The organism is Methyloversatilis sp. S146-33, from assembly GCF_059552495.1.
In genome coordinates, this window is sequence record NZ_JCANOT010000031.1 from 59,831 (window position 1) to 78,571 (window position 18,741).

21 protein-coding genes and 1 riboswitch are annotated in these 18,741 nt (G+C 67.5%); of the genes, 2 read left to right on the top strand and 19 right to left on the bottom strand.

From position 1 onward, the window contains the following. Nucleotides 1-13: 13 nt before the first annotated feature. Nucleotides 14-92: riboswitch (SAM riboswitch) on the bottom strand. A gap of 30 nt (nt 93-122) precedes the next feature. The 5 genes from AC51BJ_RS12725 to AC51BJ_RS12745 all read right to left on the bottom strand — a co-directional run bounded on the left by AC51BJ_RS12725 (nt 123) and on the right by AC51BJ_RS12745 (nt 3,734). After that, entirely contained in the window at nt 123-506 is a 384-nt protein-coding gene (locus AC51BJ_RS12725) for a c-type cytochrome (RefSeq protein WP_304001546.1), read from the bottom strand. Between the two features lie 171 nt (nt 507-677). Beyond that, entirely contained in the window at nt 678-1,049 is a 372-nt protein-coding gene (locus AC51BJ_RS12730; RefSeq protein ID WP_496280456.1) for a hypothetical protein, read from the bottom strand. Between the two features lie 40 nt (nt 1,050-1,089). After that, on the bottom strand, nt 1,090-2,352 hold the full coding sequence (locus AC51BJ_RS12735; protein ID WP_430432567.1) for a THUMP domain-containing class I SAM-dependent RNA methyltransferase: 1,263 nt from the start codon (nt 2,350-2,352) through the stop codon (nt 1,090-1,092). Nucleotides 2,353-2,355: 3 nt separating this feature from the next. Further along, nucleotides 2,356-2,784 (bottom strand): CopD family protein, encoded by a 429-nt coding sequence (locus AC51BJ_RS12740; RefSeq protein ID WP_304033384.1) that lies wholly within the window; start codon nt 2,782-2,784, stop codon nt 2,356-2,358. An 11-nt stretch (nt 2,785-2,795) separates the two neighbouring features. Continuing rightward, complete coding sequence (locus AC51BJ_RS12745; protein ID WP_496280457.1) at nt 2,796-3,734, bottom strand: SDR family oxidoreductase; 939 nt, start codon at nt 3,732-3,734, stop codon at nt 2,796-2,798. 22 nt (nt 3,735-3,756) lie between these two features. Between AC51BJ_RS12745 and AC51BJ_RS12750 the strand changes: the two genes are divergently transcribed. Both AC51BJ_RS12750 and AC51BJ_RS12755 read left to right on the top strand, forming a co-directional pair. Continuing rightward, a complete protein-coding gene (locus AC51BJ_RS12750; protein WP_430432565.1) occupies nt 3,757-4,770 on the top strand; it encodes a CDP-6-deoxy-delta-3,4-glucoseen reductase in 1,014 nt (337 codons plus the stop codon). 8 nt (nt 4,771-4,778) lie between these two features. Then, nucleotides 4,779-5,915 carry an EAL and HDOD domain-containing protein gene (locus tag AC51BJ_RS12755; protein ID WP_020163087.1) on the top strand — a complete coding sequence of 379 codons (1,137 nt, stop codon included), beginning with the start codon at nt 4,779-4,781 and terminating at the stop codon, nt 5,913-5,915. Between the two features lie 159 nt (nt 5,916-6,074). On the opposite strand, the gene ruvA is transcribed toward AC51BJ_RS12755, so the two are convergent. The 14 genes from ruvA to AC51BJ_RS12825 form a co-directional block, all read right to left on the bottom strand. Next, nucleotides 6,075-6,650, bottom strand: coding sequence for a Holliday junction branch migration protein RuvA (gene ruvA, locus AC51BJ_RS12760; RefSeq protein ID WP_430432563.1), 576 nt, complete (start codon nt 6,648-6,650; stop codon nt 6,075-6,077). 43 nt (nt 6,651-6,693) lie between these two features. Further along, nucleotides 6,694-7,230 (bottom strand): crossover junction endodeoxyribonuclease RuvC, encoded by a 537-nt coding sequence (ruvC, locus tag AC51BJ_RS12765; RefSeq protein WP_029644358.1) that lies wholly within the window; start codon nt 7,228-7,230, stop codon nt 6,694-6,696. Nucleotides 7,231-7,235: 5 nt separating this feature from the next. Further along, a complete protein-coding gene (ptsP, locus tag AC51BJ_RS12770; protein ID WP_496280458.1) occupies nt 7,236-8,984 on the bottom strand; it encodes a phosphoenolpyruvate--protein phosphotransferase in 1,749 nt (582 codons plus the stop codon). Further along, nucleotides 8,985-9,254: an HPr family phosphocarrier protein gene (locus AC51BJ_RS12775; RefSeq protein WP_019915688.1), complete on the bottom strand. Its 270-nt coding sequence runs from the start codon at nt 9,252-9,254 to the stop codon at nt 8,985-8,987. Further along, nucleotides 9,241-9,648: a PTS sugar transporter subunit IIA gene (locus AC51BJ_RS12780; RefSeq protein WP_019915689.1), complete on the bottom strand. Its 408-nt coding sequence runs from the start codon at nt 9,646-9,648 to the stop codon at nt 9,241-9,243. Before AC51BJ_RS12780 ends, AC51BJ_RS12775 begins: the two co-directional genes overlap by 14 nt. Before the next feature lie 79 nt (nt 9,649-9,727). Beyond that, the gene (locus AC51BJ_RS12785; RefSeq protein WP_496280459.1) at nt 9,728-10,543 is read right to left on the bottom strand and encodes a symmetrical bis(5'-nucleosyl)-tetraphosphatase; all 816 of its coding nucleotides are present in this window, start codon (nt 10,541-10,543) and stop codon (nt 9,728-9,730) included. Further along, nucleotides 10,540-12,426, bottom strand: coding sequence for a polysaccharide biosynthesis protein (locus AC51BJ_RS12790; RefSeq protein WP_496280460.1), 1,887 nt, complete (start codon nt 12,424-12,426; stop codon nt 10,540-10,542). Before AC51BJ_RS12790 ends, AC51BJ_RS12785 begins: the two co-directional genes overlap by 4 nt. Next, on the bottom strand, nt 12,423-13,409 hold the full coding sequence (locus AC51BJ_RS12795; protein WP_496280461.1) for an MraY family glycosyltransferase: 987 nt from the start codon (nt 13,407-13,409) through the stop codon (nt 12,423-12,425). The genes AC51BJ_RS12790 and AC51BJ_RS12795 overlap by 4 nt, the downstream gene beginning before the upstream one ends. Continuing rightward, nucleotides 13,409-14,356, bottom strand: coding sequence for an NAD-dependent epimerase/dehydratase family protein (locus AC51BJ_RS12800; protein ID WP_496280462.1), 948 nt, complete (start codon nt 14,354-14,356; stop codon nt 13,409-13,411). Before AC51BJ_RS12800 ends, AC51BJ_RS12795 begins: the two co-directional genes overlap by 1 nt. Continuing rightward, the gene (locus AC51BJ_RS12805; RefSeq protein ID WP_496280463.1) at nt 14,356-15,114 is read right to left on the bottom strand and encodes a glycosyltransferase family 2 protein; all 759 of its coding nucleotides are present in this window, start codon (nt 15,112-15,114) and stop codon (nt 14,356-14,358) included. The genes AC51BJ_RS12800 and AC51BJ_RS12805 overlap by 1 nt, the downstream gene beginning before the upstream one ends. A 37-nt stretch (nt 15,115-15,151) precedes the next feature. After that, a complete protein-coding gene (locus AC51BJ_RS12810) occupies nt 15,152-15,868 on the bottom strand; it encodes a glycosyltransferase family 2 protein (RefSeq protein WP_496280464.1) in 717 nt (238 codons plus the stop codon). Between the two features lie 11 nt (nt 15,869-15,879). After that, on the bottom strand, nt 15,880-16,722 hold the full coding sequence (locus AC51BJ_RS12815; RefSeq protein WP_496280465.1) for a class I SAM-dependent methyltransferase: 843 nt from the start codon (nt 16,720-16,722) through the stop codon (nt 15,880-15,882). After that, complete coding sequence (locus AC51BJ_RS12820; RefSeq protein ID WP_496280466.1) at nt 16,709-17,488, bottom strand: glycosyltransferase family 2 protein; 780 nt, start codon at nt 17,486-17,488, stop codon at nt 16,709-16,711. The genes AC51BJ_RS12815 and AC51BJ_RS12820 overlap by 14 nt, the downstream gene beginning before the upstream one ends. Before the next feature lie 188 nt (nt 17,489-17,676). Then, on the bottom strand, nt 17,677-18,681 hold the full coding sequence (locus AC51BJ_RS12825) for a glycosyltransferase family 2 protein (protein ID WP_496280467.1): 1,005 nt from the start codon (nt 18,679-18,681) through the stop codon (nt 17,677-17,679). Between the last annotated feature and the right edge of the window lie 60 nt (nt 18,682-18,741).

Sequence of the window (18,741 nt, forward strand, 5' to 3'; positions counted from 1 at the left end):
GGAAAGCGTGCTGACGGGTCGTGGGCAGCTCGCTTTAGCGGCATTTATAACGCGCCCGCAAGCTGGAGGCTCAAATCGGCGCGGACCCGCACCTTAAGGGGGTGCGGGGTTCAAGTCAAGTTTCAGCGGACGTCCATCGACAGGATCCAGCCGACCAGCTTGCTGGCGTCGGCTTCGTTGATCGCCACCGCATTGGGCGGCATCGCCAGACCCGCAGCCTTGCCCTTCCAGTGGCTGTCGTAGGGGTTGGAGCCCTTCATCACCGTCTGCACCAGCTGCTTCTGCGCGTCCTTGATGCCGTAGTAGCGCGCGGCGACGTCGCGCCACGGCGGGCCGACCGGCTTGTCCGCCTTGTTTGACGGCTCGACGCTGTGACAGACGGTGCAGCCACTGCTGGCGGCGAGCTTCAGCATGGCGGCATCCTTGGACGGATCGGCCATCGCCGGGCTGCTGCCGAGCGCGAGCGACAAGGCGCCTGCTGCAACTGCGTAACGGAAGGTGTTCATGGTCTTTCTCCCTGATGAATGTAGGCATCCGGTGCCGTGACGGTTCTCGTGAAACCGTTGCGGCATCTCATGTCGCCACGCTAATCCCCCACGACGGATAGGGGATTGACGTGCATCAAGGGCGTGCTGCGGCGCAAAAACTATCGCTTCGCACGCGAAAGACCGACTCGGTCAGAAGCAGTTCGCCTCGGCCAGCCCGAGCCGGCAGCTCCACTGGAACTGTTCGCGCGCCTGCTTGATCGAGCGCTGGAACATCGCGGTCGGCTCGGCCAGGATGGCGTCCGGCAGCGGCACAGCCGGGACGGCACCGCTGCTGTTGGTGAAGAAGCGCAGGAAGCAGGTTTCTTCCTTGTCGCAGCTCTGTTCGATCACGCGGTTGTAGTAGGCGCGGTCGCGCGCCGACGCTTCGGGCACGACGATGAACTGCATCAGGCCGAGCCGGCCGGCGACGATCCAGTCCTGCGTGTTCGCCGGCTCCTGTCCGGCATGCGCGCCGGCAGACAGTGTGAGCGCACCGAGCAGCGCGCACAGCATGCGTTTCATGGCTTCTCCTCCGGATCGGCGCAAACGCGCTGCCTGCCGGTCAGACCGACCCGGCGCTGCCCGGTTCGTCGTCGGTGCCGGCGCGGCGCGTGCGCAGGCTGCCCTCGACCATGCGGTACTCGAACAGCCGGCATTCGAGCGCGCCATTGAACAGCGGCGTGCGCCGGCTCGCCTTCAGCTTGATCAGCTTGGGGAAGTCCGGGTCGGCGGTGATGAAATGGCAGCGCCAGCCGGCGTAGCGCTGCTTCAGCAGGTCGCCCAGCTTCGGGTAGAAGGCGTCCAGCGCCGGTTTGTCTTCCAGCCGCACGCCGTAGGGCGGGTTGGTCACCATGACGCCGTGGTCGGCCGGCGGATCGCGGTCCAGCAGGTCGGCGCCCTCGACCTTCACCACCCAGGGCAGCTTGGCCGCCTGCAGGTTCTCCTTGGTGCGCGCCAGCTCGCGGCCGGAAATGTCGGAGCCGAAGATGGGCAGCTCGCGCGGCGGCTGGGCGCGCGCGGCGGCGGCGTCACGGATGGTCGTCCATACCGCGGCGCTGAACGGCGTCAGCTTTTCGAAGGCGAAGCTGCGGCCGAGGCCGGGCGCGATGTCGAGCGCCATCTGCGCCGCTTCGATCAGGAAGGTGCCGCTGCCGCACATCGGGTCGAAGAAGGGCTCCACCCTGTCCCAGCCGGACAGCATGATGATGCCGGCGGCGAGGTTTTCCTTGATCGGCGCTTCCACCGCGGCCACCTTGAAGCCGCGCTTGTACAGCGGCTCGCCCGAGGTATCGAGGTAGAGCGTGGCTTCGCGGTCGGTCAGGAAGACGTGGGCGCGCACGTCCGGATTGGCGGTGTCGATGCTGGGCCGCTGCCGGGTCTGTTCGCGCATGCGGTCGCAGATCGCGTCCTTCACCCGCAGCGTCACGAAATCGACGCTCTTCAGCGGCGAGCGCACCGCGGTCGTGTAGACGCGCAGCGTGCGTTTCGGGCTGAACCAGCGCTCCCAGGGCAGGCCGTAGGCCAGCTTGAAGATGTCGTCTTCCTTACGGTACGGCCCCTGGCCGACACGCCACAGCACGCGGGTGGCGATGCGGCTTTCCAGGTTGACGGTGTAGGCCAGCTTCCAGTCGCCGGTGAAGCCGACGCCGCCCGGCACGACTTTGACGTCGGCCGCACCGAGCCGCGTCAGCTCGTCGGCCAGCACCGGTTCGAGGCCGCGCGGACAGGGCGAGAAAAAATGCTGGCCCGACTGCAGCTCAGGCTCTTCGCGCACGACGCGACGGACGGCGCGCACGCCGGGCTTCGGAGAATTCGGAGTGTTCATGGTTCAGAAAGGCTTCAACACGACGAGGATGACGACCAGGAACAGCACCAGCACCGGCGCTTCGTTGAACCAGCGGTACCAGACGTGGCTGCGCGTGTTCCGCCCGGCTTCGAAGTCCCGCAGCAGGCGGGCGCAGTAGTGGTGGTAGCCGACCAGCAGCAGCACCAGCGTGAGCTTGGCGTGCATCCAGCCGCCGGAAATGCCTTCGCCCAGCCACAGCCAGAGGCCGAAGCCGACCGCCAGCCCGGCCAGCGGGCCCATGAAGCGCAGCAGCTTGCGCGACATCAGCAGCAGGCGGTCGCGCACCGCGGTTTCGTCCGGCCCGAGCATGGCCAGATTGACGAAGATGCGCGGCAGGTAGAACAGGCCGGCAAACCAGCTGGTGACGAAAACGATGTGCAGGGCCTTGGCCCAGAGGTAACTGCTTTGCATGGTCGACAGGGTCAGGAGGTCGTGGAAGGAGAATTCAGTGCGGCGGCGAGCACGGCGTCGACGTCGGGCCGCGCCAGCCGGACGCGCAGTTCGCGCTTCATGCGGCGGTTGTCGAGCACGCGCGACTCACCCATGAAGGAAAGCGTCATCGGCGACAGCTTCTGCGCCGCCTCGGCGCGCGTGACGCGCGGCGGGCGCGGCAGCGCGAAGGCGTCGGCGACGCGGTCGAAATAGTCGGCCATCTTCAGCCGGGTGTCGTCGCTGGCATTGAAGGTACGGCCGCCGCGGGCGCGGTGCAGCGCGGCCCAGGCCAGGCGGGCGAGATCTCCGGCGTCGATGTGATTGGTGTGCACGTCGTCGTCGGTCTGCAGCACCGGATCACCGCGCTGCAGGCGCTCAAGCGGCAGGCGGTCCGGCCCGTAGATGCCGGGCGCACGCAGGATGGATACGGCAACGCCACGCCGCGCCAGCGTGCGCACGGCGCGCTCGGCATCGACCCGTCGCTTGCCGCGGGCGCTGGCCGGCCGCAACGGCCGGCTCTCCGGCACGAGGGCACCGCCGCAGTCGCCGTACACGCCGCTGGTGCTGATGTAACAGAACCGACGCACACGACCGGCGCGCGCCAGCGCGTCGACCAGCGCCCGGCTGCGCGGGTCGGTCGCCGACCCCGAATTCGGCGGCGGCGCGAAATGCCACACCCGGCTGGCGAGCGCGGCGACGCGCAGAAGGCTGCGCCGCTCATCGAGGTCGGCGCGCACGCAGCGCACGCCCAGCGGGCGCAAGTCGGCCGCCGCGGCATCGCTGCGCACCAGCGCCAGCACGCGTATCCGGCGGGCAAGCCACGGCAGGGCGCGACGCGCAACGTCGCCACAGCCTACAATCAGCAGTCTTGACCGGGCGCCGCACCAGTTTGCGGGGGTGGCGCGTCGCGGTCTGCTCGTCATCTTCATTACCGGATTGTCTCACGCAGCCATGTCCTATCAGGTCACGCTCCAGCCCAGCCAGCATCACTTCACCACCGATTCCGAAACCCGCCTGCTCGACGCCGCCCTGGCCGCCGGCTTCAACCTGCCCTACGGCTGCCGCAACGGCGCCTGCGGTTCGTGCAAGGGCAAGGTGCTGTCCGGCACCGTCGATTACGGCAAGTACCAGGCCGCCAAGCTGACCGAGGCCGAGAAGGCCCAGGGCTATGCGCTGTTCTGCGTCGCCACCGCCTGTTCGGACCTGCAGCTGGAATGCCGCGAAGTGGGCGGCCTGAAGGACATCGCGGTGCGTACCCTGCCCACCCGCGTGCAGGAAATGCAGAAACTCGCACCCGACGTGATGCTGCTCAAGCTGAAGCTGCCGGCCAACGAACGCCTGCAGTTCCTGGCCGGCCAGTACATCGACTTCCTGCTGAAGGAAGGCAAGCGCCGCAGCTTCTCGATCGCCAACGCGCCGCACGACGACGAATTCATCACGCTGCATATCCGCGAGGTGCCGGGCGGCCATTTCACCGGCCACGTGTTCGGTGCGATGAAGGAACGCGACATCCTGCGTTTCGAGGGCCCGCACGGCAGTTTCTTCCTGCGCGAGGACGTCGAGCGGCCAGTGATCATGCTGGCCGGTGGCACGGGTTTCGCGCCGATCAAGGCGGTGATCGAACACGCGATCAAGATCGGCTACACGCAGCCGATCACGCTGTACTGGGGCGCACGCACGAAACAGGACCTGTACATGCACGAACTGGCCCAGAGCTGGGTCGGCGCCCTGCCCGGCTTCCGCTACGTGCCGGTACTGTCGGAGCCGGCTGCCGGCGACGAGTGGGATGGTCGCACCGGCTTCGTCCATCAGGTCGTCATGGCCGATCTGCCCGACCTGTCGGGTCACCAGGTCTATGCCTGTGGCGGCCCGGCGATGATCGATGCGGCGAAGGAGGACTTCACCCGCCAGTGCCGTCTGCCGATAGAACACTTTCACGCTGACTCCTTCACCTATTCAACGTAATCGACGTAATGGACCAGGACGTTTTCTTCACCCGGGAACCGGTGGTCAACAAGCAGCGGGCGATCACTGCCACACGGCTGCGCGTGCACGCACCGGACTGCGCGACGGCGGTGGCCGCGCTCGAATCGATCGGCGATGACTGGCCGCTGGCGCGCCCGGTCTTTGTCGGCCTCGCCGGCTGCCGGCCGGACGCCACGCTGGCCGACTGGATCGCGCCGGAAGGCGCCATGCTGGAGGTCGCCGCGCCCTCGCTGGCCGACCCGGTGACCGCACAGGCGGTGTCGCAACTGGCGCAGTCCGGCCTTCCGCTGGTGCTGTCCGATTACAAGGCCGGGACTGAAATCCCTGCCGGCCTCGCCTTCCGCTTCGTGATGGCCGACGCCCGCGTGCAGCCGGTCACCATCCGCGTGCCGGGCATCCTGATCGCCACCGGCATCGACGAGCCGGCCGCTTTCGATGCCGCGATCAAGGCCGGTTACGGCGGTGCCGCCGGCTGGTTCTTCAAGGCCGGCCAGACGACGGCGAAGAAGCTCGCGCCGGCGCATGCACAGATCGTGCGCGTGCTGAACCTGGTCCGCCGCAACGCCGACCCCAAACAGATCGAGGACGCGATGAAGCAGGACGTGGCGCTGTCCTTCAAGCTGCTGCGCTACATCAACTCGGCGGGCTTCGGCCTGATGTGCCAGGTGCAGTCCTTCCGCCACGCCGTGGTCATCCTCGGCTACGAAAAGCTGAACAAGTGGCTGTCGCTGCTGCTGGTGACCGCCGGCAAGGACCCGTCGGCGCCGGCGCTGATGCAGGCGGCGATCGCCCGCGGCCGGCTGATGGAAGTGCTGGGCGCCGAGTTCTTCCCGCGCGAGGAACACGACAACCTGTTCATCACCGGCGCCTTTTCGCTGCTCGACCGCCTGCTCGGCGCGCCGATGGACAAGGTGCTGGAGGAAATGTCGCTGCCGGACCGCATCAGCGACGCCCTGCTCGGCCAGGACGGCGCCTACACGCCCTTCCTGAAACTGGCCCGCGCCTGCGAGGACGCCTCGGCCGACGCGCTGTCGGAATTGACGCACGCACTCGGCCTGAGTGCCGACGCCGTCAATCGCGCCCAGCTGTCGGCGCTGAAGTTCGCCGATACGCTGGAGTTCTGAGTTCCGGTTCGGAAGACCGCGCAGCCGACAGCGTTCCGGCAATAACCCGCCGACCTGCCGTCGGAGCCGGTCTTTTCCCGGTGGGAGCGAGCTTGCTCGCGATAGCAGCCCTGATCGAAGCGGGCGGCCCGCCACTGCCACGGGTGAATCCCTGTCGTATCAGGCCTTCGACAGCGCCTTCAAGGCCTGGCGGATGCCATCCGACACGCTGACGCCTTCCGGCAGCGTCTTCAGCGCCGCTTGCGCCTCGCGGTCGCTGTAGCCGAGCGCCATCAGCGCGTTCAGGATGTCGGCGCCGGCATCGGGCGCGACCGCGGCGGCCAGCGACGCGGTGGGCATCAGCTTGTCGCGCAGCTCCAGCAGCAGCCGCTCGGCCGTCTTCTTGCCGATGCCCGGGATCTTGGTCAGCCGCCCCGCCTCCTGCATCGCCACCACGCGCGCCAGTTCATCGACCGACATGCCGGACAGCACGGCCAGCGCCATGCGCGGGCCGATGCCGCTGATCTTCACCAGCTGGCGGAAGGCCGCCAGCTCGGACGGCGCACCGAAGCCGAACAGGAAGTGCCCGTCCTCGCGGACGACGAAATGCGTGTGCAGGGTCACCCGCTCACCGATGGCAGGCAGATTGTAGAAGGTGCTCATCGGCACATCGACTTCATAACCCACACCCTGCACGTCGAGCAGGATGCGCGGCGGATTCTTTTCCAGCAGCGAGCCGGTGAGGCGACCGATCATGAAAACTCCGGGAGACTGAAGGCGCTTGCCGCGAGGGATGCGGTCAGGCCGGACGACGGGCGATGATACGCCCGCCGCGACGGCGCGCGCCGGGGCCGCCGATGGCGCCCATGCCGCGCGCAGCGTGCGCGTGGCAGATGGCGCAGGCCAGCGCGTCGGCGGCGTCGGTGCCGGGCGCGGCGGCCAGCGCCAGCAAGCGGGCCACCATGTACTGCACCTGCTCCTTGTTGGCCTTGCCGTGCCCGACCACCGCCTGCTTCACCTGCAACGCAGTGTACTCGGCGACCGGCAGGCCGGTGGCGGTCAGCGCCGACAGCGCGGCGCCGCGCGCCTGACCGAGCAGCAGCGTCGATTGCGGGTTCACGTTCACGAAGACGATTTCCACCGCCGCGTGCGTCGGCTGCCAGGTGTCGACCACCTCGCGGATACCGGCGAACAGCGTGGCGATGCGCGACGGCAAGGGCTCGCGTTCGTTCGAGGTGATGCGGCCGCTGGCGACGTAACGCAACTTCGCACCCTCGGCTTCGAGCACGCCGAAGCCGGTGATGCGCAGGCCGGGATCGATGCCCAGGATGCGCATGCCGCTCACTGCACGATGCCGCTGCCGACGTTGATGCGCTCGAGTTGCTCGCGGATGCGGATCGGGTCGTCAGAACGCAGCAGCTTGATCACGCGCGGCGCGATGTCGCCGCAATCGCAGCGCAGCACCTCGCGCTTCACCTCCAGCAGCTGCGACGGATGCATCGAGAACTGGCGCAGACCCATGCCCAGCAGCAGGCGTGCGAACTGCGGTTCGCCGGCCATCTCACCGCACACCGCCACCGGCATGCCGGCCCGCTTCGCCTGCGCGATCACCTGCTGCACCAGGCGCAGCACGGCCGGATGCAGCGGGTCGTAAAGATGCGCCACCGCCTCGTCGGCGCGGTCGATCGCCAGCGTGTACTGAATCAGGTCATTGGTGCCGATGGACAGGAAGCTGAAGTGGTTCATCAGCGTGCCGAGCGCCAGCGCCGCAGCCGGGATCTCGACCATGGCGCCGATCTCGACACGGTCGTCGAACTTGCGGTTCGCCTCGCGCAGCTGCTGCTTGGCCAGCGCGACCATCGCAAGCGCCGATTCGATCTCGTGCTGGAAAGCCACCATGGGCAGCATGATGCGCACCTTGCCGTAGTGCGCGGCGCGCAGGATGGCGCGCAGCTGGGTGACGAACATGCGCGGTTCGGCCAGGCAGTAGCGGATCGCGCGCAGGCCCAGCGCCGGGTTTGCTTCGCTGCGCTCGGCGCCACGCAGCGCCTTGTCGGCGCCGATGTCCAGCGTACGCAAGGTGACCGGCTTGCCCTTCATCGCCTGCACCACGCTGCGGTAGGCCTCGAACTGCTCGTCCTCGTCCGGCAGGTCGTCGCGGTTCAGGAACATGAACTCAGTGCGGAACAGACCGATGCCATCGGCTTCGACTTCGCGCACCTGTTCGACGTCCTGTGGCAGTTCGATGTTGGCGAACAGCTGCACCGCCTCGCCGTCGAGCGTGGTGGCGACGGCGCCGGTCAGGCGCTTCAGTTTCGAGCGCTCGATCTCGATCTCGCGCGCACGCAACCGGTATTCGTCGAGGATGCGCTCGTCCGGATTGATGATGAGCACGCCGCGCACGCCGTCGACGATGAGCATGTCGTCGTCCTGGATCAGCCGGCGCGCCTGATGCATGCCGACCAGCGCGGGAATCGCCAGGCTGCGGGCGACAATGGCGGTGTGCGAGGTGGCACCGCCGAGGTCGGTCACGAAGGCTGCGATGCGCTGCGCCTTGAACTGTATGGTGTCGGCCGGCGACAGGTCGTGCGCGACGACGATGCTGTCGGTGTCGCGCCGGCGGGTACTGACGCGATTGCGCTTGCCGGCCAGCGCCTTGATCACGCGCTCGACCACCTGCACCACGTCGGCGCTGCGGCTGCGCAGGTAGGCGTCGTCGATCTGTTCGAACTGCTCGACCAGACGATCCATCTGCCGCTTGATCGCCCACTCGGCGTTGCAGCGGCGGCTGCGGATGTACTCACCGGCCTCGTCGAGCAGCAGCGGATCGTCGAGAATCATGCTGTGCAGGTCGACGAAAGCGAGCAGTTCGCCGCGCGCCTCGGTGCCGTCGTTCAGCAGGCCGCTGCGCAGCTCGGCCAGTTCGGTGCGCACCGCGTCGAAGGCGCGGCCCAGTCGGACCACTTCGTCATCGACCTTGCGCGGCGGCAGCGAATAGTGGGCCACCTCGAGCGTCGCGTGCGACACCAGATAGGCGTGACCGATCGCGATGCCGCCGGAAACGGCGAGACCGTGCAGCGTAAAGGTCACTTACTCGCCCTCGCCGAACTTGTCCTCGATCAGCGCGACCAGTGCAGCCATGGCAGCGTCGGCGTCGGCGCCTTCGGTCTCGATGACGATGACCGAGCCCTTGGCGGCCGCCAGCATCATGACGCCCATGATGCTCTTCGCATTGATGCGTCGCCCGTTGCGCTCCAGCCACACCTCGCAGCCGTGGCGGCTGGCGATCTGGGTCAGCTTGGCCGAGGCGCGCGCGTGCAGGCCCAGCTTGTTGGTGATCTCGATCTCACGTCTTGGCATCGCGCCCCACCTTCATCGCCATCACTCCGTCGCGGCCACCGCTGACCGCCTTGTTGACCAGCCCGTGCAGCGTCTCGCGCTCGCGATAGGTCAGCGTGCGCAGCAGCATGGGCAGATTGACGCCGGACACCGCCTCGACCTTGTCCGGCACGCACAGCTTGAGCGCCAGATTGGATGGCGTGGCGCCGAAGATGTCGGTCAGCAGCAGCACGCCTTCACCGCTGTCGACGACGGACATCATCCGCCGCGCCAGCGGCAGCAGGTCCAGCGGATCGTCCTGCCCGGACACGCCGAGCTGCGCGATCTGCGCCGGCCGCGTGTTGAGCACGTGGCAGGCGCACTGGATCAGCGACTCGCCATAGCTGCTGTGCGTAATCAGAAACAGGCCGATCATCGTTTGAATTCTCCCTTGGCGGCATTCTAAGCGCTGCAACCGGCTTGAACCGGGATGCCGGCACGGCGGACTGCGCAGATCAGAAGCGGGCGCAGCGCTCGCAAGGCACCTGCACCACGGCATGGTCCTCAAGCCGCACCGCGGTAAGCTCGCCCCCCCACAGGCAACCCGAGTCCAGCGCGATCAGATTGGCAGCGCGGCGATAGCCCAGCGCCGACCAGTGGCCGCACACCACGGTGTGCGTACGCCAGCGCGCAGCCTCGACGTCGAACCACGGCAGGTGTCCCGGCGGCGGCTCGTCCGGCGAGCCCTTGCTGAAGAACTCCATGTGACCGGCCGGCGTGCAGAAGCGCATCCGCGTGAGCGCATTGACGATGACGCGCAGGCGGTCCCAGCCGGTCAGCGTGTCGCTCCAGGCGGCCGGCTCGCTGCCCCACATGCGGTGCATGAACTCGTCGTGCTGCGGCCCGCGCAGCGCGTCCTCGACCTCGCGCGCCAGCAGCATCGCCTGCACCACGTCCCACTGCGGCAGCAGGCCCGCATGCACCATCGCGAACCCGCCTTCGATGTGCATCATCGGCCGCTCGCGCAACCAGGCCAGCAACTCGTCGCGGTCAGGCGCATCGAGTACGTGGTGGAAGGTGTCCAGCCGGTGCTGCTTGCCGTGACCGGCGGCGATCATCAGCAGCGACAGGTCGTGGTTGCCGAGCACGGTCACCGCAGCGTCGCCGAGATCGCGCACGAAACGCAGGGTTTCCAGCGACTTCGGACCACGATTGACCAGATCGCCGACAAACCACAGCCGATCACGACGGCGATCGAAGCCGCAGCGCTCGAGCAGGGTTTCGAGCGGGTCGAAACAGCCCTGCAGATCGCCAATCGCCCAGGTGCTCATGCGCCGCTCACGCGTTCGCCCGACGTGGGTGCGGACGGCAACGGCGCCGGGCCGTCGTTCTGCGGCGCATATTCGGGCACCCACTGCGTCAGTTCACCGCGCAGGACCGGCGGATCGGCCGGCAGCCCGGCGGTGAGCCAGCGCTCAAGCCGCGCCAGCCAGAGCTCGTCATCGACCGAACGCGCGCGCGCGATGCGCACCTTGGGGTGGTGCGTCGGCCGCGTGGTTTCGTCGCTGGCCAGCAGTTCCTCGTACAGCTTTTCACCGGGCCGCAGTCCGGTGAATTCGATCTTGATGTCCGCTTCGGACGCCCCGGACAGCCGGATCATGTCGCGCGCCAGATCGGCGATGCGCACCGGCTCGCCCATGTCGAGGACGAATATTTCGCCGCCCTCGCCCATCAGCGCCGCCTGCAGCACCAGCTGTGCCGCCTCGGGGATGGACATGAAGTAGCGGATGATGTCCGGATGGGTGACGGTGACCGGACCGCCGCGGGCGATCTGCTCCTGGAACAGCGGAATCACGCTGCCGGAGGAGCCGAGCACGTTACCGAAACGCACGCAGACGAAACGCGTGCCGCCCGCCCCCTGCATCGCCTGGCACACCATTTCGGCCAGCCGCTTGCTCGCTCCCATCACGTTGGTCGGATTCACCGCCTTGTCGGTGGACACCATGACGAAACGCTCGACGCCCGCCGCCACGGCCGCACGCGCGATCACCAGCGTACCCAGCGTGTTGTTGCGCAGCGCCTCGGCGGCGTTGTCGCTCTCCATCAGCGGTACGTGCTTGTAGGCCGCCGCATGGAACACCACCTGCGGCTGGGCCTGCTGCAGCACGGCGCGCATCCGCGGCGCATCCTTCACGTCGCCGACCAGGCAGCGCAGCGTGAGCCCCGGATACAGCGCCTGCAGCTTCTGCTCGATGCGGTAGAGCGCGAATTCCGAAGATTCGAACAGCACCAGCGTCGCCGGCTTCAGCCGGGCGATCTGCACGCACAGTTCGCTGCCGATCGAGCCGCCCGCACCGCTGACCAGCACGGTGCGCCCGGCGATCAGGTGCTGCAGACCGTCGTTGTCCAGCTGCACCGCTTCGCGACCGAGCAGATCCTCGATCTCGACCTTGCGCAGCGCCTCGATAGACACCTTGCCGGACATGACATCCTCGATGCCCGGCACGGTGAACACCTCGGCGCCCGCCGCGGCCGCCAGGTCGGTGGCGGCACGGATGCTGGCGCGCGCCGCTGACGGCATCGCCAGGATGACGTGTCGCGCCTTTTCCGCCTGCAGCACCTCCGGCAGGCTGGACACCGGCCCATGGACCGTATGTCCGGCCAGTTCGCGCCCCCACTTGAGCGGATCGTCATCGACCAGACCGACCACCCGCCAGTCGGGACTGCGTTCGAGTTCCTTCACCAGTATCGAACCACCGCGACCGGCACCGACGACGACGACCGGCCTGCCCTGAGCGATCAGCCCGCCGTACAGGCGGTGTTCCTTCCACATCCGGTAGGCCACCCGCCCACCGCCCATCACGATGAGCAGCAGCAGCGGATAGAGCACCAGCAGCGAGCGCGGGATGAGCAGCGGTCCCGGCCGGTACAGCAGCATCATCAGCCCCAGCATCAGCGTCGACGCCCCGACGGCCTTCAGCACGCGTCGCAGGTCGGGCAGGCTGGCGAATACCCACATGCCCAGATACAGGCCGGCCCAGCGACAGATGATGGCGTGCAGCGGCAGCAGGATGATGCCGCCGCTGACGATGAGTTCGGTGTACTGGTGCGGCCAGACGAAGTTGAAGCGCAGCAGATAGCCGCCGACCCAGGCGATCACCATCGCCAGCAGGTCGAATGCATACACCAGCAGCGAACGGATGTTGCGGTTCATCGAGTGTCCTGAGTGTCGTTCCAGGCGCGCCAGCGGCGATCGATCCAGACGCCGGCCGCCAGCAGCAGCGCCACTGGTGTCGCCAGCAGGGCAGGCGTCCAGACGCCGGCCTGCGCACGGGCCAGCAGTGCGCAGATCGCGCATGCCGCCATCAGCGCGTAGGCGAACCACGCGGTACGCGCATGGCCAAACCCCGAGCGTACCAGCCGCTGGTAGAAATGTTCGCGATGGGCCTGCCAGAAGCGTTCGCCACGCAGCATGCGACGCGCCAGCGTGACGCTGGCGTCCGCGATGAAGGGTGCGAACACGACCGGCACGAACCAGGCCGGCCACGTACCGCGCAACACGCCCTCCAGCCCCAGCGCCGCGGCCAGGAAGCCGAGCGGGATGGAGCCGGCGTCGCCCATGAACACCCTTGCCGGGTGCAGATTGAACACTAGGAAGCCGGCGGCACCGCCGGCCAGTGCAGCGGCCGGCACGGCAAGTTCGGCCTCTCCGGCGGTCGCGGCCGCCAGCGCGCAGGCGCCGAAGCCGGACAGCGCCATGCCGCCGGCCAGCCCGTCCGAGCCATCCATGAAGTTGTACAGATTGGTCATCCACACCGTGAGCACCGCCACCGGCAGCGCGAGCAGCCACGGCAGACCGGCCAGCGCCACCAGCGCAGCCGCGGCCAAGAGATGGATGCCGAAGCGCAGGCCGGTGGACAGGCCGTGGCGGTCGTCGGCAAAGGACACCAGCACGAGCACGGCGGCGGGCAGCGCCCACGGCGGCGCCACGCCGCTGACCGTCAGCGCAAGCGCGCTGCCGGCCATGATGCCCCAGCCGCCCACCCGAGGCGTCACGCGCGTATGCAGCGAACGGTGATTGGGTTCGTCGGTGGCCAGGCGCCAGGCCCAGCCGTTGCGCAGCAGCAGCCAGAGCAGGCCCGCCGCCCCGGCCGCCGACACCATCAGAGCCTGCAATGAAGAGAGGGCGACATCCATCAGGCGGACTCCATTGCGGCGCGGTAAAGGGCGTCGCGCGCAGTCACTGGCGGTACCCAGCCGAGCAGCCGTCGCGCCTTGCCGATATCGACTTCCAGACTGCCGCACAGCCGCTCGGCGTCGGCAGAACGGCCGATCAGGTCCGCCGCGAGCCGCAGCAGTGCGACCGGCACCGGCAGCAGGCGGGCGTGCCGGCCCCGGGCCTGCGCGACGATGCGCAGCAGTTCCGGCGTAGACAGGCTTTCGCCATCGCCGGCCAGAAAAAGCTGGCCGGCTGCCGCCTCGCTGTGCAGGCAGGTCACGATGAGATCGACCAGATTGTCGATGGCCACCAGCGTGCGCCGGTTATGCACCGCCCCCAGCGGCAGCGGCACGCCACGCGCCATCCAGCGCACCAGACGCGCGAAGTTGCCGGGCGCGTGCGGGCCATAGACCAGCGGCGGACGGATCACGACCCACTCCATGCCGGTGCCCGCACCGACCTCACTCAGCGCCCGTTCGGCCGCGAGCTTGGATTGTGCATACGGCCCCTGCGGCGCCGGCCTGTCGTCCTCGGTGAACGGACGGTCGGCGCGCTGACCATTCACGCCGATCGAGCTGATGAACAGGAAGCGCCGCACGCCGGCCGCAGCGGCCTGTTCGGCGAGGCGCCTTGTGCCGTCAACATTGATACGGTGGAAATCGGTCTGGGCGGCGTCGCCCCCTGCCGGCTCGATGTGCACGTGCGCCGCCGCATGCACGACGGTCACGGCGCCGGCGAGCACCGGCGTCCAGTCCGCCTCCGGCCCCAGCGCCGGGCCGCACACGACGTCCGGCCCGCCCTTGCCCGGCGTGCGCACGACCGCGCGCACCGCAGTGCCGTCCGCGCGCAGTCGACGGACCACGGCGCCGCCGACGAAACCGCTGGCACCGGTCACGACCACCGGGCCACCCGCGAAGCTCGCCATCAGTCCGGACGCGCCACGAACTGGCGACCGCGCGACAACACCTTGGACAGTGCGAAACGGGGCAGCGAGAACGGCAGGCCCTGCGATTTCAGCGCGTCGGCGATTTCGCGGTTCTGCCGCCAGATGTTGCCAAGGCTGCGGTTGGTGGTGCCGCCCATGCGCATCTTGACCAGCAGCTTGGGCAGATAGCGGGCCCGGACGCGCGCCACTTCGAGAAAGCGCGACATGATTTCCACGTCCGCTGCGATGCGGTAGCGAAGGTCGAACAGCCCGTGCCGCGCATACACCTCGCGGCGCGCGAAGAAGGTCGGGTGCGGCGGGCACCAGCCGCGCAGGAACAGGCCGGGCCGGAAATCGCTGGACTGCCAGTAGCGCACGATGCGCGAGGTGTCGTCCTGCCGCACGTAGCACAGGTCGCCGTAGCACACGTCGACGCCAGGGTCCTCGAACACGCGGGCCACCGAGGACAGTACGTCGGGCGAGGGATAGAAGTCGTCCGCATTGATGAAGCCGACGATATCGCCGGTCGCCCGCCGGATGCCCTTGTTCATCGCGTCATAGATGCCCTTGTCCGGCTCCGACACGAACACCTTCACGTGTGTCCCCGCGCGCTCGACCAGCGCCTGGGTGCCGTCGGTCGACCCGCCGTCGATCACGATGTGCTCCACATCGGGATGGTCCTGGGCCGCCACCGACGCGAGGGTATCGCCCAGCGTGGCGACCGAGTTGTAGCAGACGGTGATGATGGAAATCTTCATTCGGGGATTCAGAATGCGAAGCAGGCGGTGGGCGGCATCATGCCTGCCCGGTCTGCCGCGATGTCTTGAGCGAAATCAGCCGCGCGCACAGCGCCGCAGCGAAGCGGACACGGTGCGCAATCCGTGCGATCGGCCCGTAATGACTGCGCCCGCCGGTCGGCGACGCGCTGGCTGCGTGGCGACGGTACAGCAGGGTGGGCGTATCGACGAAACGGACGCGCCCGGTCGCGCTGGCAACAAGGCCGAGCCAGGTGTCGTGCATCGGCAGCCCCGGCGGAAAAGGCAGAGCCCGGGCAAGCAGCGAACGACGGAAGGCCATGCAGCAGCCGAGAAAGCTGTTGCGCCACAGATTGCGCAACAGGCCGGGTCCGGATCGTCGCTGGGCGAAGAAGGAAGGCGCCGTCACCGCCAGCGAGGGGTCGGTCACCCGGCAGTCGGACACGACCAGATCTGCCGAGGCCAGAGCCTCGATCAGCAGCGCACGCTTGTTCGGCAGCCAGACATCGTCCTGGTCGCACAGAAACAAATACTCGCCTCGCGCGGCGCGCAGGGCACGTTCGAAGTTGGCCACCACGCCGAGCCTGTGCTCGCCGCGCAGCAGGCGGATGCGCGGATCGCCGTACTGTTCGATCAGAGCGCACGTGCCGTCGATCGAACCGTCATCGGCGATCACCAGTTCGTCACCGGCATCGAGCTGCGCCAGCACCGAATCCAGCTGTGCCTGCAGATAGGGCTCGCCGTTGCAGGTGGCCATGCAGACCGAAATCATGTCCTCGAAACGGTACCGTAGGCGCGACGGCAGAGGCGATACAGACCCATCGGCAGCATGCGCTTGAGCACGCGGTTCACCCGCATCAGCGGCGTCACCGTCGGCGCGTGTCCTGCCAGCGCCAGCAGATCGAGCGCCTCGCCAGGCGCCGATGTACGCACCGCACGCAGCACGCACTGATAGACCGTGGCATGCGGATTGCGCAGCACCGCCGCCTTGAGATCATCCGGCGCCCTGCGCCAGCGGTCGGCGTACTCGGTGTCTTCCGGCGCGCGGCTGACGAAGCCGGCATCGACGACCTTGAATCCGGCACCCTCGACCAGCGCCTGCATGTTCTTCAGTCCGAAGAAGCGGATGTGGGTGCTGTCCAGCAGACCGGCGTCGCGATACTCGAAATCCTCGTCCATCAGGCAGGCGTGGATGACGGCGTGACCGATGTGGGGCAGCGAAATCACCAGGCAGCCTTCAGGCGTCAGCAGCGCCTCGCAGGCGCGCAGCAGATCCTGCGGTCGATTCAGGTGTTCCAGCACGTCGGCGGCAACCAGCGCGTCGAAACGCTCGCCACCGATCTCGCCGACCCAGCCCGTTTCGTTCAGGTTCGCCTGTATCACCCGCTCGCAGAGGGGCGCGAGATGGGGCAGGAAGGAACTTTCCAGTTCCAGCGCGGTAACCCGGCTCGCCCGCTCGGCTTTCAGGCGGCGGGTGATCGAGCCCGGCCCGGCGCCCAGTTCGAGCACGCGCGCGTTCTGCGGCACCATCGCCAGTACGATGTCCGCAGCGTTCTCGCCCTGTCCGTACAGCTTTTCGTAGTGGTAATTGATCGGCTCAGCGCTTCCCATTCGATTCCCCGGTTCTGATGCCCACGCGAATCAGGGTGCGGGACAGCAACCGATCCAGTGCATTGACGTAACGCAGTATTTTACTTTTGATGAAGAAGGCGCGCAGCGCACGATCGAATTCCGGTATCGGCCCATGGGGCACGTCGCCCACGGTCAGGGGCACCGGCGAAGGCTCTACACGGTAAGGGTCGAAACGCCAGGACGAACAGTGCACGCCGGTGCCATCCAGCCCGATGTTGTGGATGGTCGAACGCACCGGCGCCAGCGACAGCTTGCCTGCCAGAAAGAGCGAAGCATGCCAGCGAATGAACCACGAATTGTTCCGGCCCGCGATCTGGTCGTTCAGCATGCGCATGAAATTGCCCGGACCGATCCGATCGAAGGTCGCGGTCAAGGCGCGCTCTTCAAGCGCCTGCACGAGCTTGCGGCCGTCCGGCTCGAACAGTTGCCAGGCGCGTGCCCAGGTCGCCCAGCCCCAGCTCATCGGGAACGTCAGCAACAGGGTATCCGCCATGCCGGCCGGCACCTTCACCGGATACATGTAGGCGGACACGCAGCCCACCGACTCATCGTGCGCATGATGGTCCAGCGCGTCGTTCATGTAGCGCAGGAAGTGCGGCGAGGTGATCAGGTCATCCTCCAGCACGATCACCCGGCCATGCCGTGCGCACAGCATGCCGGCGCCGTCGATGATGGAGCGTGCCAGGCCGAGATTCCGTTCGCGCTGGATCAGGGTGACCGATGCGAAACCCTGCACGTCGCGCACGCATTCCAGCACCTCTTCATGGGCAGCGCGGGCAGCTTCGTCCCGCGGCGCGTCAGCAAAGATGTAGAGCGGCGTCTCGTTCGCCAGCGTGTTGGCCCTCAGCGCAGCCAGCGTCTGCCGCGTATGGTCCGGCCGGTTGTACACGAAGAGGGCGACCGGCGCCCGGGCGCCTGAATTCGGAGTCACGGTCATGAGCCTCGACGGGCCTTCAGCAGCGCACGCAGCGCCCGGCGCGATTCAATCAGGCCGAGCATCAGCGAACTGGACAACCTCGGAGCCCGCCTCACCACGGACGCCGGCCGGGCGATCTCGTCGAACGGCCGCACCGCCTCGGTGACCTCGTTCACCAGAGCGGGATCGATCTGCAGACGGTGATGACGCAGCAGCATGAACGAATAGACCAGACGGCGTTTCTGCAAACGGGAAAAGGCGCGCAGCATGTCCTGCGTGACCCATGGCGCACGCGCCGCTGCACGAACCAGCATCGCGAAATGGCCGAACGCGATCTTCACATAGGCGGACGGATTCGCCTGCCAGCCATCCTGCGGCAGCAGGCCGATCACATGGTTGCCTGCGAAGTGGCACCAGCGGATGTCGCGAGCCGCTTCCAGGAAAACGCCGACCTGGCAGTAACAGGTACCGAAATAGCGCGACACATCGACGCTGCGCCACAGTTCAGTACGGATCAGAAAGGTCGGCAGGAAGGTCGGAAGATGATGCCGCGTATGCGTCACATAGCTCTGCAGACCGACGCCGAAAACATGCTGGTCCAACCGGGCCGCCTCTACCAGGTGTTCGCCAAAACGCCCGGCCACCCGCTTGGCGTGGTTCATCAGGATGAAGTCGATATCGGGTTGCGCGGCGAGAAAATCGAGCACACGCTCAAGCCCTTCGGTGGAAATCAGGTCATCCTGACCCGAGAACCAGAGATACTTCCCTTTGGCATGGGATGCCACGTGCGCGAAGTTTCTATCCATGCCAAGATTGGCTGGATTGCGCGATACGCGTAGACGCCCGTCGCGATTCGCGATCGCGCACAGTCGCGTCCATGAGGCGTCGCCACTTGAGCAGTCGTCGGTAATGACCACCTCGAAATTCCTGTGGGAGCTGGCAAGCAGCGCGTCGAGCAAAGAAAATAGTGCCGCAGGAGGGTTATATGCGGGAATGCAGACCGATAAGAGATAAGAAGTCATGAGCTCAGCCGTGTGCTGAAGACCGGTTGCCACCCCCGCCTTTCGACGCAATAACATGTA

What these genes read in the sequence shown, in the direction of transcription:
- AC51BJ_RS12725 (WP_304001546.1), bottom strand. Translation starts at nt 506, where the DNA reads ATGAACACCTTCCGTTACGCAGTTGCAGCAGGCGCCTTGTCGCTCGCG.
- AC51BJ_RS12730 (WP_496280456.1), bottom strand. Translation starts at nt 1,049, where the DNA reads ATGAAACGCATGCTGTGCGCGCTGCTCGGTGCGCTCACACTGTCTGCC.
- AC51BJ_RS12735 (WP_430432567.1), bottom strand. Translation starts at nt 2,352, where the DNA reads ATGAACACTCCGAATTCTCCGAAGCCCGGCGTGCGCGCCGTCCGTCGC.
- AC51BJ_RS12740 (WP_304033384.1), bottom strand. Translation starts at nt 2,784, where the DNA reads ATGCAAAGCAGTTACCTCTGGGCCAAGGCCCTGCACATCGTTTTCGTC.
- AC51BJ_RS12745 (WP_496280457.1), bottom strand. Translation starts at nt 3,734, where the DNA reads ATGAAGATGACGAGCAGACCGCGACGCGCCACCCCCGCAAACTGGTGC.
- AC51BJ_RS12750 (WP_430432565.1), top strand. Translation starts at nt 3,757, where the DNA reads ATGTCCTATCAGGTCACGCTCCAGCCCAGCCAGCATCACTTCACCACC.
- AC51BJ_RS12755 (WP_020163087.1), top strand. Translation starts at nt 4,779, where the DNA reads ATGGACCAGGACGTTTTCTTCACCCGGGAACCGGTGGTCAACAAGCAG.
- ruvA (WP_430432563.1), bottom strand. Translation starts at nt 6,650, where the DNA reads ATGATCGGTCGCCTCACCGGCTCGCTGCTGGAAAAGAATCCGCCGCGC.
- ruvC (WP_029644358.1), bottom strand. Translation starts at nt 7,230, where the DNA reads ATGCGCATCCTGGGCATCGATCCCGGCCTGCGCATCACCGGCTTCGGC.
- AC51BJ_RS12775 (WP_019915688.1), bottom strand. Translation starts at nt 9,254, where the DNA reads ATGCCAAGACGTGAGATCGAGATCACCAACAAGCTGGGCCTGCACGCG.
- AC51BJ_RS12780 (WP_019915689.1), bottom strand. Translation starts at nt 9,648, where the DNA reads ATGATCGGCCTGTTTCTGATTACGCACAGCAGCTATGGCGAGTCGCTG.
- AC51BJ_RS12785 (WP_496280459.1), bottom strand. Translation starts at nt 10,543, where the DNA reads ATGAGCACCTGGGCGATTGGCGATCTGCAGGGCTGTTTCGACCCGCTC.
- AC51BJ_RS12790 (WP_496280460.1), bottom strand. Translation starts at nt 12,426, where the DNA reads ATGAACCGCAACATCCGTTCGCTGCTGGTGTATGCATTCGACCTGCTG.
- AC51BJ_RS12795 (WP_496280461.1), bottom strand. Translation starts at nt 13,409, where the DNA reads ATGGATGTCGCCCTCTCTTCATTGCAGGCTCTGATGGTGTCGGCGGCC.
- AC51BJ_RS12800 (WP_496280462.1), bottom strand. Translation starts at nt 14,356, where the DNA reads ATGGCGAGCTTCGCGGGTGGCCCGGTGGTCGTGACCGGTGCCAGCGGT.
- AC51BJ_RS12805 (WP_496280463.1), bottom strand. Translation starts at nt 15,114, where the DNA reads ATGAAGATTTCCATCATCACCGTCTGCTACAACTCGGTCGCCACGCTG.
- AC51BJ_RS12810 (WP_496280464.1), bottom strand. Translation starts at nt 15,868, where the DNA reads ATGGCCACCTGCAACGGCGAGCCCTATCTGCAGGCACAGCTGGATTCG.
- AC51BJ_RS12815 (WP_496280465.1), bottom strand. Translation starts at nt 16,722, where the DNA reads ATGGGAAGCGCTGAGCCGATCAATTACCACTACGAAAAGCTGTACGGA.
- AC51BJ_RS12825 (WP_496280467.1), bottom strand. Translation starts at nt 18,681, where the DNA reads ATGACTTCTTATCTCTTATCGGTCTGCATTCCCGCATATAACCCTCCT.